Origin of the sequence: Arenimonas fontis (assembly GCF_008386465.1) — a bacterium.
GTDB classification, from domain to species: Bacteria; Pseudomonadota; Gammaproteobacteria; order Xanthomonadales; family Xanthomonadaceae; genus Arenimonas; species Arenimonas fontis.
In genome coordinates this window covers 1-12,450 of sequence record NZ_VUOD01000001.1, presented here as the reverse complement: position 1 = coordinate 12,450, position 12,450 = coordinate 1, and the positions used below count along the sequence as shown (strand labels likewise).

Sequence of the window (12,450 nt, the reverse complement as noted above, 5' to 3'; positions counted from 1 at the left end):
CTCTTGCGTCTGCGTCGGCCGTCTGCTCAGGCCTTGCGGTTGGCCGCCACGAACGCGCTCAGGGCGCGCACGCTGGCGAAATGCCGGCGGGTGTCCTCGGAGTCTGCGCTTAGGACCACGCCATAGCGCTTCTGCAGGGCCAAACCCAGCTCCAGCGCGTCTATCGAATCCAGGCCCAGCCCCTCGTTGAACAGTGGTGCCTCCGGATCGATGTCGTCCGGGGCGACGTCCTCCAGCGACAGCGTGCTGATGATCAGTTCCTTGATTTCAGGTTCCAGCGCCGACACGTGCCAACTCCGTCTTGTAGAACTCGTCCAGGTATCCGGTCAGGCGCCTGGCCGCCAGCGCCTCGCTGCCGGCGGCCAGGAACGGGGCCACCGGAATGTCCGGCAGTACCTCGATCCTGACGTGGAAGCGCCGGGGGGGCACACGATACCACTTCTCCCCCTTGCCCAAGGTCCGCGGCGTGCAGGTGATCAGGACCGGCGTCATGTCCAGCCGGCCGCGCACGGCGATGTTGGCCGCGCCCCGCTGCAGCGGGCCCAGTAGCTGTCCGCGCGGGGTCCGGGTGCCCTCAGGGAAGATCAGCAGGCGGCGCCCGGCGCGGACGCTGGCGATGCAGTCGTCCACCAGGCCCGGACCCAGGTGGTTGCGGACGTAACCGGTAGCCCGCACCGGCCCGCGGGTGAAAGGGTTTTCGGCCAGGCCGGCGCGGACCACGCAGTCGGCGTCCTCCACCAGCGAGACGAGGAAGACCACATCGATCAGGGTCGGATGGTTGGCCAGGATCAACAGGCCCGGCCGTCGCAGCCGCTCGATGCCGACCAGTTCGTAGCTGAGCACGCCCAGTGCCCGCATCAGGCCGACGTGGCCGGCGAAGCTGCGACGGATCACCCGCCGCGCCAGCAGGCCGCGCCGATCCTCGTCGCGGACGAACAGGCGCAGCAGCGGAAAGGCCAGCAGCCACAGCAGCAGGCCCCCGAGGCCGAAGGCCGCGAAGGAGACACCGGTGCCGCAGATCCGCCAGAGCCGGTTCAGCCGCTCACGCATGGCGCCGCCACACCCAGCGCCGATCGCGGGACGGCCAGGCGGCACCGCCGGCCAGCAGCTGGCGAAGCACCTCCAGGCCATGTGGCAGCGACGCCGCCTCCGGGGACGGCGCCGGTGCCGGGTCCCCTGCCGGGGACAGCGACAGCGTCGGCAGACCCTCGCCTGGCGGGACCAGGCGCCAGGCCCAGGCCCAGCTGCATTCGGGTTCGTCGCGGAAGGCCTCGTAGGCAGACGGAATCGGTGCGTCGTAGGCCACCAGCAGCACCGCCGGCGCGCCGTCGGCCAGCAGGCCCAGGGCCTCGACCACGCCGGCTTCTACGCTGGCCTCGCCGGCCGCCACCGCCAGGTAGTTGCCGGTCATGCCGCGGGCGATCGAGTACTGCGCGGCGATCGCGTTATGGGTGGACAGGCCGAACTGGGTCGGCGAAAGCGGCTCGCCGCGGGCCAGGCCGTCCAGCATCTCCTGGGTGCGGTGGATGTCACCGTGGCGGGAGGCGAACACCATCGGCAGGCCTGCCTCGGCCTCCGGCTGGCAGCGCCAGGCGACCTGCAGGGCCAGGCGTCCCAGGGTGCCGAGCCGGCGCCGTTGCATGGCCGGCATTTCCGCCAGTGCCGGCACCGGCTCGCCTTCCGGCAGGAATGGCGCGCGCGCCCAGGCCTGCCAGGCCTGCCGGTCTTCGATGCCGGCCGCGCAGGCCGACCACGTCTCGATACTGAACCGCCCAGGCATCCCCTGCCCCTGTCGCTCCGGTTCCGGAGCGCAATCATCTACCCCTGCGGCCGGCGATGCAGCAGCAATCCGCAGGCCCGAAAGCCGAAGGCCCGCTTTCGCGGGCCTTCGTGCGTCTCCTCGGTCTTCACCTCGGGACGTCTGGTTTGGCGTCCCCACGGGGATTCGAACCCCGGTCGCTACCGTGAAAGGGTAATGTCCTAGGCCTCTAGACGATGGGGACTTGAAATGTTGGTGGAGCTAATCGGGATCGAACCGATGACCTCTACAATGCCATTGTAGCGCTCTCCCAGCTGAGCTATAGCCCCACCGATGGAAGAGACGCGCATTCTAGACAGCGGCCCGGAATGCGTCAAGCGCAGACGGCGCTGCGTTCACCGGCCGGGGCGGGATCGTCGGCATTCATCAGGCTGTGGGGGCCGTGTCCCTGCCCCTCAAGATAGTCCAGCCACTTGTTGAGGAAACCGTTCATCCTCAGCCGGTGACCCACCATCACTTTCAGGCTGGGACGCAGGCCCAGCACGTCCTGCCAGTGGCGGCCGACGTAGCAGTGCGTGGCCTCGGCCTGACGGGCGTCGCGGTACAGGCGCACGTAGGCCGACGGGTCGGGTTGTCCGGTGACCAGATCGCGCATGGCATAGCTCAGCCTGAGCTCCACCGTATACGGGTGCCGGGCCAGTACGTCCACGTGCAGGTCCAGGCCGTCGCGGCCACGGGAGACGTAGGCGCCCTGGTCCAGGGCCTGGGGCTGGAACAGGCGGCTCAGGCGCAGGAAATTCTCCCCGTAAAGGCCCATGAGCCAGGTGAACCGGCCCATGCGCGGGATTGCGACGCGGTGTGTTTCCGTGCTTGCCATGGGCCCGATGCTAGCAGGCTTCCGGCCCGGCGCACGCGACCGGAAGATGCCCCCGGACTGTCGCCCTGGCGCCCGGGAGCATCCCCGGGCGAACACCGGTGCGCGCCGGCCCGCCCCGTCTCAGAACATGACCCGCTCCAGGCCCAGCCGCTCGAGCACCTTGCCGGCGATCTCCTCGATCGAGGAATGGGTGGTGCTGAGGGTGGGGATGCCCTCGTGGCGCAGGATGGCCTCGGCGGCGGCGACTTCGGCCCGGCAGGTTTCCAGGTCGGCGTAGCGCGAGTTGGGCCGGCGCTCGGTGCGGATCTGCCGCAGGCGTTCCGGACTGATGGTCAGTCCGAACAGCTTGCTTCGGTAGGGGCGCAGCCGCACCGGCAGCTCGCGCCGCTCCAGGTCCTCGGGCGTGAGCGGATAGTTGGCCGCCTTCACGCCGTAATGCAGGGCCAGGTAGAGGCAGGTAGGCGTCTTGCCCGAACGCGACACGCCGACCAGGATCACGTCGGCCTCGTGATAGTCCAGGTCGATCCCGTCGTCGTGGCTGAGCGCGTAATTGGTGGCGCTGATACGGCGCTCGTAGGCCACCGGGTCCACCAGGCCGTGGGCGTGGCCGATGCGATGGCTGCGTTTGACCCCCAGTTCCTGTTCCAGCGGCTGGATGAAGGGCTCGAACACGTCCAGCATCAGGGCCCCGCATTCGAACAGCCGGGCATTGAGCACGGGTTCGACGATGGTATTGACCACGATCGGGCGTTTGCCGGTGCGTTCGCCGGCCGCCTTGATCTCGGCGATCACCTGGTCCACGCGCTCGTGGCTGTCCACGAAGGCGATGCGCCGGGTCGAGAACTCGACGCCATTGAACTGGGTGAGCAGGCTGTGGCCGATGGTTTCGGCAGTGATGCCGGTGCCGTCGGAAACGTAGAACACCATGCGCCGGTCCGGCATACCTGCCTGTCCTCCAAGTGGTTGATTATTTGAGCGAAAGCACGATTCCGGGGGCAATTCAAGCTTGTCCGGAAGGGGCCGGGGACCGCATCATACGCGGCTCACCCCCCGAGCCGGCGGGCCGGATTGCCGGCCGCCGACCCGCAAGCGACACGGAGAGCGATTTGAACGCCGACGTCCTTTGGCTGCATGAACTCCGTCTGGCCGACCTGGGCCAGGTCGGCGGCAAGAATTCCTCGCTGGGCGAGATGATCGGCCAGTTGTCCCACCTGGGCGTGTCGGTGCCGGGCGGCTTCGCCACCACCGCCGACGCCTTCCGCCGTTTCGTCGCCCACAACGACCTGAGCCAGCGCATCTTCGACCGTCTGGCCACGCTCGATGTCGAGGACGTGGACGCCCTGGTCAAGGCCGGTGCCGAAATCCGCGGCTGGGTGATCGATGCGCCGCTACAGCCAGAACTGGACCAGGCGGTGCGCAAGGCCTACCGCAAGCTCTGCGCAGACGCCGGCGTCGAGAACGTGGCGGTGGCCGTGCGCTCCTCCGCCACCGCCGAGGACCTGCCGGACGCCAGCTTCGCCGGCCAGCAGGAGACCTTCCTCAATGTCAGCGGCGAAGAGGACGTGGTGCGCAAGGTCAAGGAGGTCTTCGCCAGCCTCTACAACGACCGCGCCATCGCCTACCGCGTCCACCATGGCTTCAGGCACGAAGACGTGTTCCTCTCGGCCGGCGTGCAGTTGATGGTGCGTTCGGACGTCGGCGCTTCCGGCGTGTTGTTCACCCTGGACACCGAATCCGGTTTCCGCGACGTGGTCTTCGTCACCGCAAGCTGGGGCCTGGGCGAGAACGTGGTGCAGGGCGCGGTGAACCCGGACGAGTTCTACGTCTACAAGCCGACCCTGCAGGCCGGCAAGCCGGCGGTGCTGCGTCGCACGCTCGGCGCCAAGCAGATCCGCATGGTCTATTCCGACCGGCCGGGCGAGCGCGTGCGTAACGAGGACACCCCGGCCGAGCTGCGCAACCGCTTCTGTATCGGCGATGCGGAAGTCGAGGAACTGGCCCGGCAGGCGCTGATCATCGAGAAACACTACGGCCGGCCGATGGACGTCGAGTGGGCCAAGGACGGCATCAGCGGCAAGCTCTACATCGTCCAGGCCCGTCCGGAGACGGTGAAGTCGCGCGCCCACGCCACCAGGATCGAGCGCTACCAGCTCAAGGCCCGCGGCGAGGTCCTCAGCGAAGGCCGCGCCATTGGCCACAGGATCGGCAGCGGCGTGGCCCGGGTGGTGCGCAGCCTGGAGCAGATGAGCGGCTTCCAGGCCGGCGACGTGCTGGTGGCCGACATGACCGACCCCGACTGGGAGCCGATCATGAAGCGCGCCGCCGCCATCGTCACCAACCGCGGCGGCCGCACCTGCCACGCCGCCATCATCGCCCGCGAACTGGGCGTGCCGGCCGTGGTCGGCACCGGCGACGCCATGGCCACGATCAAGGATGGCCAGGAAGTGACGGTAAGCTGCGCCGAAGGCGACACCGGCTACATCTACGCCGGCAAGCTGGACTTCGACCTGACCACCACCGACCTGGGCAACATGCCCCCTGCCCCGCTCAAGATCATGATGAACGTGGGCAATCCCGAGCGCGCCTTCGACTTCGCCCAGCTGCCGCACCAGGGCATCGGCCTGGCCCGGCTGGAGTTCATCATCGCCAGGCAGATCGGCGTGCACCCGCGCGCCCTGCTCGAGTACGAGCGCCAGCCGGCCGGGCTCAAGGCCGAAATCGACCGCATCACCGCCGGCTACCCCGGCCCGGTGGAGTTCTACGTCGAGCGCCTGGCCGAGGGCATCGCCACTCTCACCGCCGCCTTCGCCCCGCACCCGGTGATCGTGCGCATGTCGGACTTCAAGTCCAACGAATACGCCAACCTGGTCGGTGGCCGCGCCTACGAGCCGCACGAAGAGAATCCGATGATCGGCTTCCGCGGCGCCTCCCGCTACATCCACCCGGATTTCCGCGAGTGCTTCGCACTTGAATGCAAGGCGGTGCGCAAGGTCCGCGAGGAAATGGGCCTGGAGAACTGCTGGATCATGATCCCCTTCGTCCGCACGCTGGACGAGGGCCGGGCGGTGATCGAGGAGCTGCGCCGCAACGGCCTGGAGCGCGGCAAGCACGGCCTGAAGGTCATCATGATGTGCGAGCTGCCGTCCAATGCCCTGCTGGCGGAGGAGTTCCTGGAGATCTTCGACGGTTTCTCGATCGGCTCCAATGACCTGACCCAGCTGACCCTGGGCTTGGACCGCGACTCCGGCATCGTCGCCGGCCTGTTCGACGAGCGAAACGCCGCGGTGAAGAAGCTGCTGGCCATGGCCATCTCCACCGCCCGGGCCAAGGGCAAGTACGTCGGCATCTGCGGCCAGGGACCCTCCGACCATCCCGACCTGGCCGAGTGGCTGATGCAGCAAGGCATCGAGTCGGTGTCGCTGAATCCGGACACCGTGGTGGATACCTGGTTGCGGCTGGCCAGGCTGAAGGCTTCCTGATGCTTCGGGCCGCTGCCCCTGCTCCTGCTTCGGCGACTCCTCCGGCCGATCCGCTGGCGGGTCGGGTGGATGGTCTGGAAACCGCCCTGGTCCAGATGCTGGGGGCCAGCCCCTGGATGGTGCGCATCGCCCTGGCCCTGCTGATCGGCCTGGTCGGCTGGTGGGTGCTGAAGCTGCTTGTGCGTGGCCTGGACCGGGTGATGCAGCGGGCAGGCATGGATCAGATCCTGCGCGATTTCCTCCGCAACCTGGCCCGCGCCATCGGCCTGGTGGTGGTGCTGGTGGCGGTGCTGGACGCGCTCGGCGTGCCGACCACCTCGCTGCTGGCGGTGCTCGGCGCGGCCGGCCTGGCCATCGGCCTGGCACTGAAGGATTCGCTGGCGAACATCGCCTCGGGGGTGATGCTGATCGTGCTGCGGCCGTTCCGCGCCGGCGACGTGGTCGAGATCGCCGGCCGCACCGGTGTGGTCGAGCGGGTACGGATCTTCCATACCGTGCTCCGCACCTTCGAGAACCACGAGCTGACCCTGCCCAACGGGCTGATCACCGCCGAGCCCATCCTGAACTTCACTGCCCGCGGCATGCGCCGCATCGACCTGCCGGTAGGCATCGGCTACGGCGACGACATCGGCAAGGCGCGCGCGGTGCTGCTGGAGATGGCGGCGGCGCAGGCGGCCGTGCTGACCGAGCCGCCGCCGGAGGTGATCGTGGACAGCCTGGGCGACAGCGCGATCAACCTGGTGCTGCGGGCCTGGGTGAACACGCCGGACTTCGCGCCCACCCGCAGCGCCCTGCTCGAAGGCATCCACCGCGAATTCGGCAAGGCCGGCGTCTCCATCCCCTTCCCGCAGCGCGACCTGCACGTCTACCACCACGGCCGGCCGCCGGAAGGCAGCGAGCCGCGGACCATCGCCTACGACGGCGACTGAGGCAGGATCAGCCCGGCCGCTTGCCGCCCAGTGTGCCCATGTGGGCGCGGTAGTGGGCCAACTCCGCCACCGACTCGCGGATATCCGACAGGGCGGTATGCGCGCCCTGCTTGTTCACCGCCGCCAGCACCTCGGGCGCCCAGCGTCGGGCCAGTTCCTTCAGGGTGGACACGTCCAGGTTGCGGTAATGGAAGAAGCGCTCGAGTGTCGGCATGTGCCGGGCCAGGAAGCGGCGGTCCTGGCAGATCGAGTTGCCGCACATCGGCGACTTGCCGGCCGGCACCCACTGCGCCAGGAAGTCGAGGGTGCGCCGCTCGGCCTCGGCCATGTCCACCTTGCTGTCGAGCACCCGCTGCCAGAGGCCGCTGCGGGTATGGGTGTTGCGGTTCCACTCGTCCATGGCCTCGAGGCACGCCAGCGGGTGGCGGATGGCCAGCTCGGGGCCCTCGGCCAACACCTTGAGATCGCTGTCGGTAACCAGGGTGGCGATTTCGATGATGGAATCGCTGTCCGGGTCCAGGCCGGTCATTTCCAGGTCTATCCAGATCAGGTGGCGTTCGTCGGCGGGCATGGCAGGCTGGCGGCTCGGGACTGGCCGGCATCATACTTCAGGCCATGGACCCGCTCGCCCCGCTCGACCACTACCGCATCCTCACCTCGATGCTGGCCCCGGCCCTGTTGATGGCGGCCACCGGCTCCCTGCTGATATCGGCCAACAACCGCCTGGCGCGGGTGGTGGACCGGCTGCGCAGCATCATGGCCCGGCTGCGCAGCGCCGACGCCCAGGCCCGCCTCGCGCTCGAGGACCAGGTGGCCCGGCACCGGCGCCGCGCGCAGCTGGTGTTGCGTGCCTGCCAGATGGCCTATGTCGGTCTGGGCTGCTTCATCGGCACCAGCCTGGCGCTGGCGGTGGACGCCTACTTCGGCTTCCGTGTCAGCCTGCTGCCGACCGCACTGGCGGTGCTGGGCGTGCTGGCTCTGCTGGTGTCCAGCATCTGCATGGGCCGGGAGGTGGGCCTGGCGGTGCGCAGCTTCGACCACGAGCTCGACATGGAGCTCGAACGCCACCCCGACTAGCCCAGCCCTTGTTCTGACCCCACGCCACACCGGGGTCCGCCACACCGGGGTCAGAGTAAAGGGTCTGACCCCGGGGTCAGAGTAAAAAGGGTCAGAACAAACCCGCTACGCCTAAAGGGCGGGCTTGGCGCGCTTGCGGCGGAAGTAGTCGGTGAGGCGCTGGCCGGCTTCCTCGGCCAGCAGGCCGCCGTCGACCTGGACGCGGTGGTTGTGGCGGGAATCCTCCAGCAGGTCGAAGACGCTGCCGGCGGCGCCGGTCTTGGGGTCGCGGGCGGCGTAGACCACCCGCGCCACCCGCGCGTGCACCAGGGCCATGGCGCACATGGCGCAGGGTTCCAGGGTCACGTAGAGGGTGGTGCCGGTGAGCCGGTAATTCTGCAGGCGCTGGCCGGCGCGGCGCAGGGCCACGATCTCGGCGTGGGCGGTCGGATCGTGTTCGTTGATGTTGCGGTTGGAACCCTCGGCCAGCAGCTCGCCCTCGGCGCTGACCAGCACCGCCCCCACCGGCACCTCGTTGTCCTCGCGCTCGGCCCGGTCGGCCACCGCCAGGGCCTGGCGCATCCAGCGTTCGTCCTCGGCGGTGAATTCGGGGTAGCGGCGCATGGGAAGGCCTGTGGTGGAAGCGCGGGAATTGTACGTCCGCCAACACCCGTCCCGCGACCGGGGCCCTGGCCCCTCCACGCCTCCGTTTCCGTGAATGCAGCCGACCGCAACCGCACCGGAGACCGGCATGACCCGAACCCTAGTCGCCCTGCTCCTTGCCTGCCTGGCGGCCGCCGCGATGGCGGCCGAGCCCGCGACCGACGAGATCAACGCCCTGTCCCTCTACGCCGGCACCCGCCAGGTGGACCACCAGGGCCAGCCCGTCAACGATTCGCACCTGCTCAACGACGGCGTCGCCACCCGGCACAGCCAGTTCGAGGTCAGCCGTACCGGCGAGCCCACGCTCAGCCTGGTCTTCCAGCTGGCCGAGCCCTACGACCTGCACCGCCTGGAAGCGGTGAACTCCTTCGAGGAGGACGGCTACCCGGGCATCTCCACCCGCCGCCTGCGCCTGGAGCACGGCCCCTCGCACGAGGGGCCGTGGACGCCGGTCACCGAGGTCGAGCTGGCCAAGGGCACCAAGCCGCAGGGTTTCGCCTTCCCGCCGGTGAAGAACGTGCGCTACCTGCGCGTGACCTTCCTGGAGAACTACGGTGAGGAGCGCTGGTGGAACCTGACCGAGCTGGCCGTGTACGGCCGCCGCGTCGCCGAGCGCGGCGCGGCGGACTTCTCCGGCACCTGGGAAACCACCTACGGCTTCATGCACCTCACCCAGGAAGGCGAGCGCGTCTACGGCTGCTACGGCAGCGAGGGCGCCAACCTGGTGGACGGCGTGGTGGACGGCCAGTCCTTCTACGGCAGCTACACCGAGGGCAACACCGTCGGCCCCATGTCCTTCGTGATGACGGTGGAGGGCGAGATGTCCGGCATCTACGGCACCGGCTTCATCGACCCCACCCGCTACCGCTGGGACGCGGTGCGCACGAATGACGCCCAGGCCATCAACTGCGGCGGCCAGGCCGACGAGGAATCCGAAGGCATCGCCGACGAGCTGGCCAACAACGGCCGCGTCGTCCTGCGCGGCATCCTCTTCGACACCGGCAAGGACGTGATCAAGCCCGAATCCATCCCGGTGCTGGAGGAACTGGCCGAGGCCATCCGCAAGGCCGGCGGCCGCTACCTGATCGAAGGCCACACCGACAACCGCGGCGGCGAAGCCTTCAACCAGACCCTGTCGGAGAAGCGCGCCGAAAGCGTGAAGCGCTGGCTGGTCGAGCACGGCATCGACGCCGCCGCCCTCTCGATCGAAGGCCACGGCATGAGCCGCCCGGCCATGCCCAACGACACCGACGCCGGCCGCGCCGCCAACCGGCGCGTGGAAGTGGTGAAGCTGTAAGCCGGCACAACCCGGTGCGGCCGCATCCCGCGGCCGCACCGTCCTTCCTCAGGCCGCCGCCAGTACCTCGACCACTTCGCGGAAGTGCCCGTCGCGCTCGGCCCAGCGCAGCGGCAGTACGCGCTGCACCAGAATCTCCTGCGGCGTCGGCTGCTGCCCGAACAGGGCCATCACCTCGTCCATGTACTCCTGCAGCGGCTGGTAGTCCCCGCGATCGGCCTGGCCGGGCGTGAGGTCGGTGCGGACCGCCGGCGGCGCCAGCTCGATCACCTCGACCTGGCCGCGCAGGTGCGCCCGCAGCGAGACCGTGTAGGAATGCAGCGCCGCCTTGGTGGCGCTGTAGGTCGAGGCCCGCGCCATCGGCACGAAGGCCAGGCCGGAGGTGACATTGACGATGGCCGCATTCGGCTGCGCCTTCAGCGATTCGATCAGGGCATCGGTCAGCCGGATCGGCGCCAGCAGGTTGGTGGCGACGGTGGCCTCGGCATCGGCCAGGTCGCGCCGGCCGCTGATGTCCTCGAAGCGCATGATGCCGGCGTTGTTGACCAGCACGTTGAGCCCCGGGTGCTCGGCGACCACCTGCCGGGCGAAGGCGGTGATGGCGTCCCGGCTCTCCACGTCCAGGCGCATGGCGCGCATGCCGGGACGCCCGGCGATGGTCTCCTGCAGGGCCTCCAGGCGCCGGCCGGCGACGATGACGGTATTGCCCAGGGCGTGGAAGCGCCGGGCCAGCTCGCGGCCGATGCCCGAGCCGCCGCCGGTGATGAGAATGGTGTTTCCGCTGAGTTGCATGGCTGTCGCTCCGTGGTGGGTGGCAGTGGCGACAGGCTGGGCACCGGGCCCTGGCCATCGAGCTGCAGCCGGGCATCCTGGGCGAACTGGCGGCGGATCTGGGCGCGGCCAAGGCGCCCCGCCCGGCCGGCTTCCGCACCCTCTTCGTCGAGGACACCAATGCCACCCTGCTCGATTGCGCCAAGCGCCTGGTGCGCCTGCTGGACCGGCCCGAGGCCGTGCCCCTGCTGCACGAGGGCATCATGCGCGAGCTGCACTACTGGCTGATCACCGGCCCGCACGGCCCGGCCCTGCGGGCGCTGTCGGAACCGGCCAGCCTGGCCCGCCGCCTCGGCCAGGCCATCACTCTGCTCCGCCAGAACTACCGCGAACGCATCCCGCTGGAACGGCTGGCGGCCGCCGCCGGTATGAGCCTCACCGCCTTCCACCGCCACTTCAAGCAGCTGACCTCGCTGACGCCGGGCCAGTACCAGAAGCGCCTGCGCCTGGTCGAAGCGCGCCGGCTGATGCTGGAAACCGGCTACACCGCCACCCGCGCCGCCCTGGAATGGACCGAGGCCCTCACCCACCTGGCGCAAACGGGCAGCATCCGGTGAGGGGGCGCTGAGTGCCCTTATTCCACTCCTGTCGCAAGTTGGGCTCTTGCGGCGTCGGAGCCGCCGCCTGCCTGATAGGAATTGTCCGACCATCCAGAAACTGGTCTAATCCAGCTTCGCTGCGGGCTCGGCTCGGAGGGGGGGATGGCGGCAGGAAACGCGGACTTCCGCTGGGGGGTCGAGCGGAGACTCGAGTTCATCGAGTTCCGGCTTTTTTGGGAAGGCCGTGTCAACCGTAGCGATTTGATGGCCACCTTCGGGATCTCGGTCAACCAGGCCTCCGCCGACCTGAACCGCTACCTCGGCATGGCCCCGGACAACATGCGCTACGACAAGAGCGCCCGCACCTACGTCCGGGGCGACCGCTTCGAGCCCCTGTTCCTGAGACCGGACCCGGCCAGCTACCTGTCCCAGCTGCGGTCGATCTGCGACGGCATCGCCACGCAGGAGGAAACCTGGATCGGCCAGCTGCCGGCCTTCGACACAGTCCCCAGCCCCGTTCGCGGCATCGATGCCCATACGCTGCGCCGCGTCATCGAAGCGATCCGTACCAGGCAAGCGCTTGAAGTCGAGTACCAGTCCCTTTCCAGCCCTGCCCCGCGCTGGCGCTGGATCGCGCCGCATGCCATCGCCTTCGATGGTTTTCGCTGGCATACGCGGGCTTGGTGCTTCATCGACTCCTGTTTCAAGGACTTTCTGCTGGCCCGTACTCTTGGCATTCGCAGCACCCGCCCCAGCGAAATCGATGCCAACGAGGACACCGACTGGCACACGAACGTCACACTGGAAATCGGTCCGCACCCGGGCCTGTCCGACGCTCAGAAAAAGGGGCTCTGTTGAATTTCAAGTGGGTTGCCGGGCATGAGGGTTGATCACTGCGAAGTCGAGCTTGCCGGCGATCAGGAAGATGACGGTTCTGATAGTGGTGAAGCGGGTGAAGCCGCGAGCGCGGCGCTTGGCGGACTGAAACAGGCCGTTGAGCGCTTCGAGGAAGCCGTTGGT

General features: G+C 68.8%; 15 protein-coding genes and 2 tRNA genes. 6 read left to right on the top strand and 11 right to left on the bottom strand.

The features are described from left to right. Positions 1-26: 26 nt before the first annotated feature. From F0415_RS00085 to ppsR, 7 genes are all read right to left on the bottom strand, one after another. Complete coding sequence (locus F0415_RS00085) at positions 27-287, bottom strand: phosphopantetheine-binding protein (RefSeq protein WP_149859162.1); 261 nt, start codon at positions 285-287, stop codon at positions 27-29. Then, complete coding sequence (locus tag F0415_RS00080) at positions 268-1,050, bottom strand: lysophospholipid acyltransferase family protein (protein WP_149859161.1); 783 nt, start codon at positions 1,048-1,050, stop codon at positions 268-270. The genes F0415_RS00085 and F0415_RS00080 overlap by 20 nt, the downstream gene beginning before the upstream one ends. Beyond that, positions 1,043-1,780: a beta-ketoacyl synthase chain length factor gene (locus F0415_RS00075; protein ID WP_149859160.1), complete on the bottom strand. Its 738-nt coding sequence runs from the start codon at positions 1,778-1,780 to the stop codon at positions 1,043-1,045. The genes F0415_RS00080 and F0415_RS00075 overlap by 8 nt, the downstream gene beginning before the upstream one ends. A 147-nt stretch (positions 1,781-1,927) precedes the next feature. Continuing rightward, positions 1,928-2,003: transfer RNA gene (locus tag F0415_RS00070), tRNA-Glu, on the bottom strand. Positions 2,004-2,012: 9 nt separating this feature from the next. Then, positions 2,013-2,088, bottom strand: a tRNA-Ala gene (locus tag F0415_RS00065). A 44-nt stretch (positions 2,089-2,132) separates the two neighbouring features. After that, positions 2,133-2,636 (bottom strand): DUF1249 domain-containing protein, encoded by a 504-nt coding sequence (locus tag F0415_RS00060; protein WP_149859159.1) that lies wholly within the window; start codon positions 2,634-2,636, stop codon positions 2,133-2,135. A 120-nt stretch (positions 2,637-2,756) separates the two neighbouring features. Further along, on the bottom strand, positions 2,757-3,578 hold the full coding sequence (gene ppsR / locus F0415_RS00055; RefSeq protein WP_149859158.1) for a posphoenolpyruvate synthetase regulatory kinase/phosphorylase PpsR: 822 nt from the start codon (positions 3,576-3,578) through the stop codon (positions 2,757-2,759). Positions 3,579-3,742: 164 nt separating this feature from the next. On the opposite strand from ppsR, the gene ppsA reads away from it, so the two are divergent. Both ppsA and F0415_RS00045 read left to right on the top strand, forming a co-directional pair. Next, the gene (gene ppsA / locus F0415_RS00050) at positions 3,743-6,115 is read left to right on the top strand and encodes a phosphoenolpyruvate synthase (protein ID WP_149859157.1); all 2,373 of its coding nucleotides are present in this window, start codon (positions 3,743-3,745) and stop codon (positions 6,113-6,115) included. Continuing rightward, the gene (locus tag F0415_RS00045; protein ID WP_149859156.1) at positions 6,115-7,044 is read left to right on the top strand and encodes a mechanosensitive ion channel family protein; all 930 of its coding nucleotides are present in this window, start codon (positions 6,115-6,117) and stop codon (positions 7,042-7,044) included. Before ppsA ends, F0415_RS00045 begins: the two co-directional genes overlap by 1 nt. A gap of 7 nt (positions 7,045-7,051) precedes the next feature. Here the strand turns inward: F0415_RS00045 and orn are convergent, their stop codons facing one another. Further along, a complete protein-coding gene (gene orn, locus F0415_RS00040; RefSeq protein ID WP_149859155.1) occupies positions 7,052-7,615 on the bottom strand; it encodes an oligoribonuclease in 564 nt (187 codons plus the stop codon). 44 nt (positions 7,616-7,659) lie between these two features. Between orn and F0415_RS00035 the strand changes: the two genes are divergently transcribed. Beyond that, positions 7,660-8,121: a DUF2721 domain-containing protein gene (locus F0415_RS00035; RefSeq protein WP_149859154.1), complete on the top strand. Its 462-nt coding sequence runs from the start codon at positions 7,660-7,662 to the stop codon at positions 8,119-8,121. 111 nt (positions 8,122-8,232) lie between these two features. Here the strand turns inward: F0415_RS00035 and tadA are convergent, their stop codons facing one another. Further along, complete coding sequence (gene tadA, locus F0415_RS00030; RefSeq protein WP_149859153.1) at positions 8,233-8,724, bottom strand: tRNA adenosine(34) deaminase TadA; 492 nt, start codon at positions 8,722-8,724, stop codon at positions 8,233-8,235. A gap of 127 nt (positions 8,725-8,851) precedes the next feature. On the opposite strand from tadA, the gene F0415_RS00025 reads away from it, so the two are divergent. Then, positions 8,852-10,060, top strand: a complete 1,209-nt coding sequence (locus F0415_RS00025; protein ID WP_188310234.1) for an OmpA family protein — start codon at positions 8,852-8,854, stop codon at positions 10,058-10,060. Positions 10,061-10,108: 48 nt separating this feature from the next. Here the strand turns inward: F0415_RS00025 and F0415_RS00020 are convergent, their stop codons facing one another. Beyond that, a complete protein-coding gene (locus F0415_RS00020) occupies positions 10,109-10,852 on the bottom strand; it encodes an SDR family oxidoreductase (RefSeq protein WP_149859151.1) in 744 nt (247 codons plus the stop codon). A 2-nt stretch (positions 10,853-10,854) separates the two neighbouring features. Here F0415_RS00020 and F0415_RS00015 point away from each other — a divergent pair, with 2 nt between their 5' ends. Next, complete coding sequence (locus F0415_RS00015; RefSeq protein ID WP_149859150.1) at positions 10,855-11,448, top strand: AraC family transcriptional regulator; 594 nt, start codon at positions 10,855-10,857, stop codon at positions 11,446-11,448. A gap of 144 nt (positions 11,449-11,592) precedes the next feature. Then, positions 11,593-12,288, top strand: a complete 696-nt coding sequence (locus tag F0415_RS00010) for a BrxR family helix-turn-helix transcriptional regulator (RefSeq protein ID WP_149859149.1) — start codon at positions 11,593-11,595, stop codon at positions 12,286-12,288. Between the two features lie 3 nt (positions 12,289-12,291). Here F0415_RS00010 and F0415_RS00005 read toward each other — a convergent pair. Next, a partial coding sequence (locus F0415_RS00005; protein ID WP_149859148.1) for a transposase occupies positions 12,292-12,450 on the bottom strand: 159 nt, incomplete at its 5' end.

Coding starts and splice junctions, on each gene's coding strand:
- F0415_RS00080 (WP_149859161.1), bottom strand. CDS start 1,050: ATGCGTGAGCGGCTGAACCGGCTCTGGCGGATCTGCGGCACCGGTGTC.
- F0415_RS00075 (WP_149859160.1), bottom strand. CDS start 1,780: ATGCCTGGGCGGTTCAGTATCGAGACGTGGTCGGCCTGCGCGGCCGGC.
- F0415_RS00060 (WP_149859159.1), bottom strand. CDS start 2,636: ATGGCAAGCACGGAAACACACCGCGTCGCAATCCCGCGCATGGGCCGG.
- ppsR (WP_149859158.1), bottom strand. CDS start 3,578: ATGCCGGACCGGCGCATGGTGTTCTACGTTTCCGACGGCACCGGCATC.
- F0415_RS00045 (WP_149859156.1), top strand. CDS start 6,115: ATGCTTCGGGCCGCTGCCCCTGCTCCTGCTTCGGCGACTCCTCCGGCC.
- orn (WP_149859155.1), bottom strand. CDS start 7,615: ATGCCCGCCGACGAACGCCACCTGATCTGGATAGACCTGGAAATGACC.
- F0415_RS00035 (WP_149859154.1), top strand. CDS start 7,660: ATGGACCCGCTCGCCCCGCTCGACCACTACCGCATCCTCACCTCGATG.
- tadA (WP_149859153.1), bottom strand. CDS start 8,724: ATGCGCCGCTACCCCGAATTCACCGCCGAGGACGAACGCTGGATGCGC.
- F0415_RS00025 (WP_188310234.1), top strand. CDS start 8,852: ATGACCCGAACCCTAGTCGCCCTGCTCCTTGCCTGCCTGGCGGCCGCC.
- F0415_RS00020 (WP_149859151.1), bottom strand. CDS start 10,852: ATGCAACTCAGCGGAAACACCATTCTCATCACCGGCGGCGGCTCGGGC.
- F0415_RS00010 (WP_149859149.1), top strand. CDS start 11,593: ATGGCGGCAGGAAACGCGGACTTCCGCTGGGGGGTCGAGCGGAGACTC.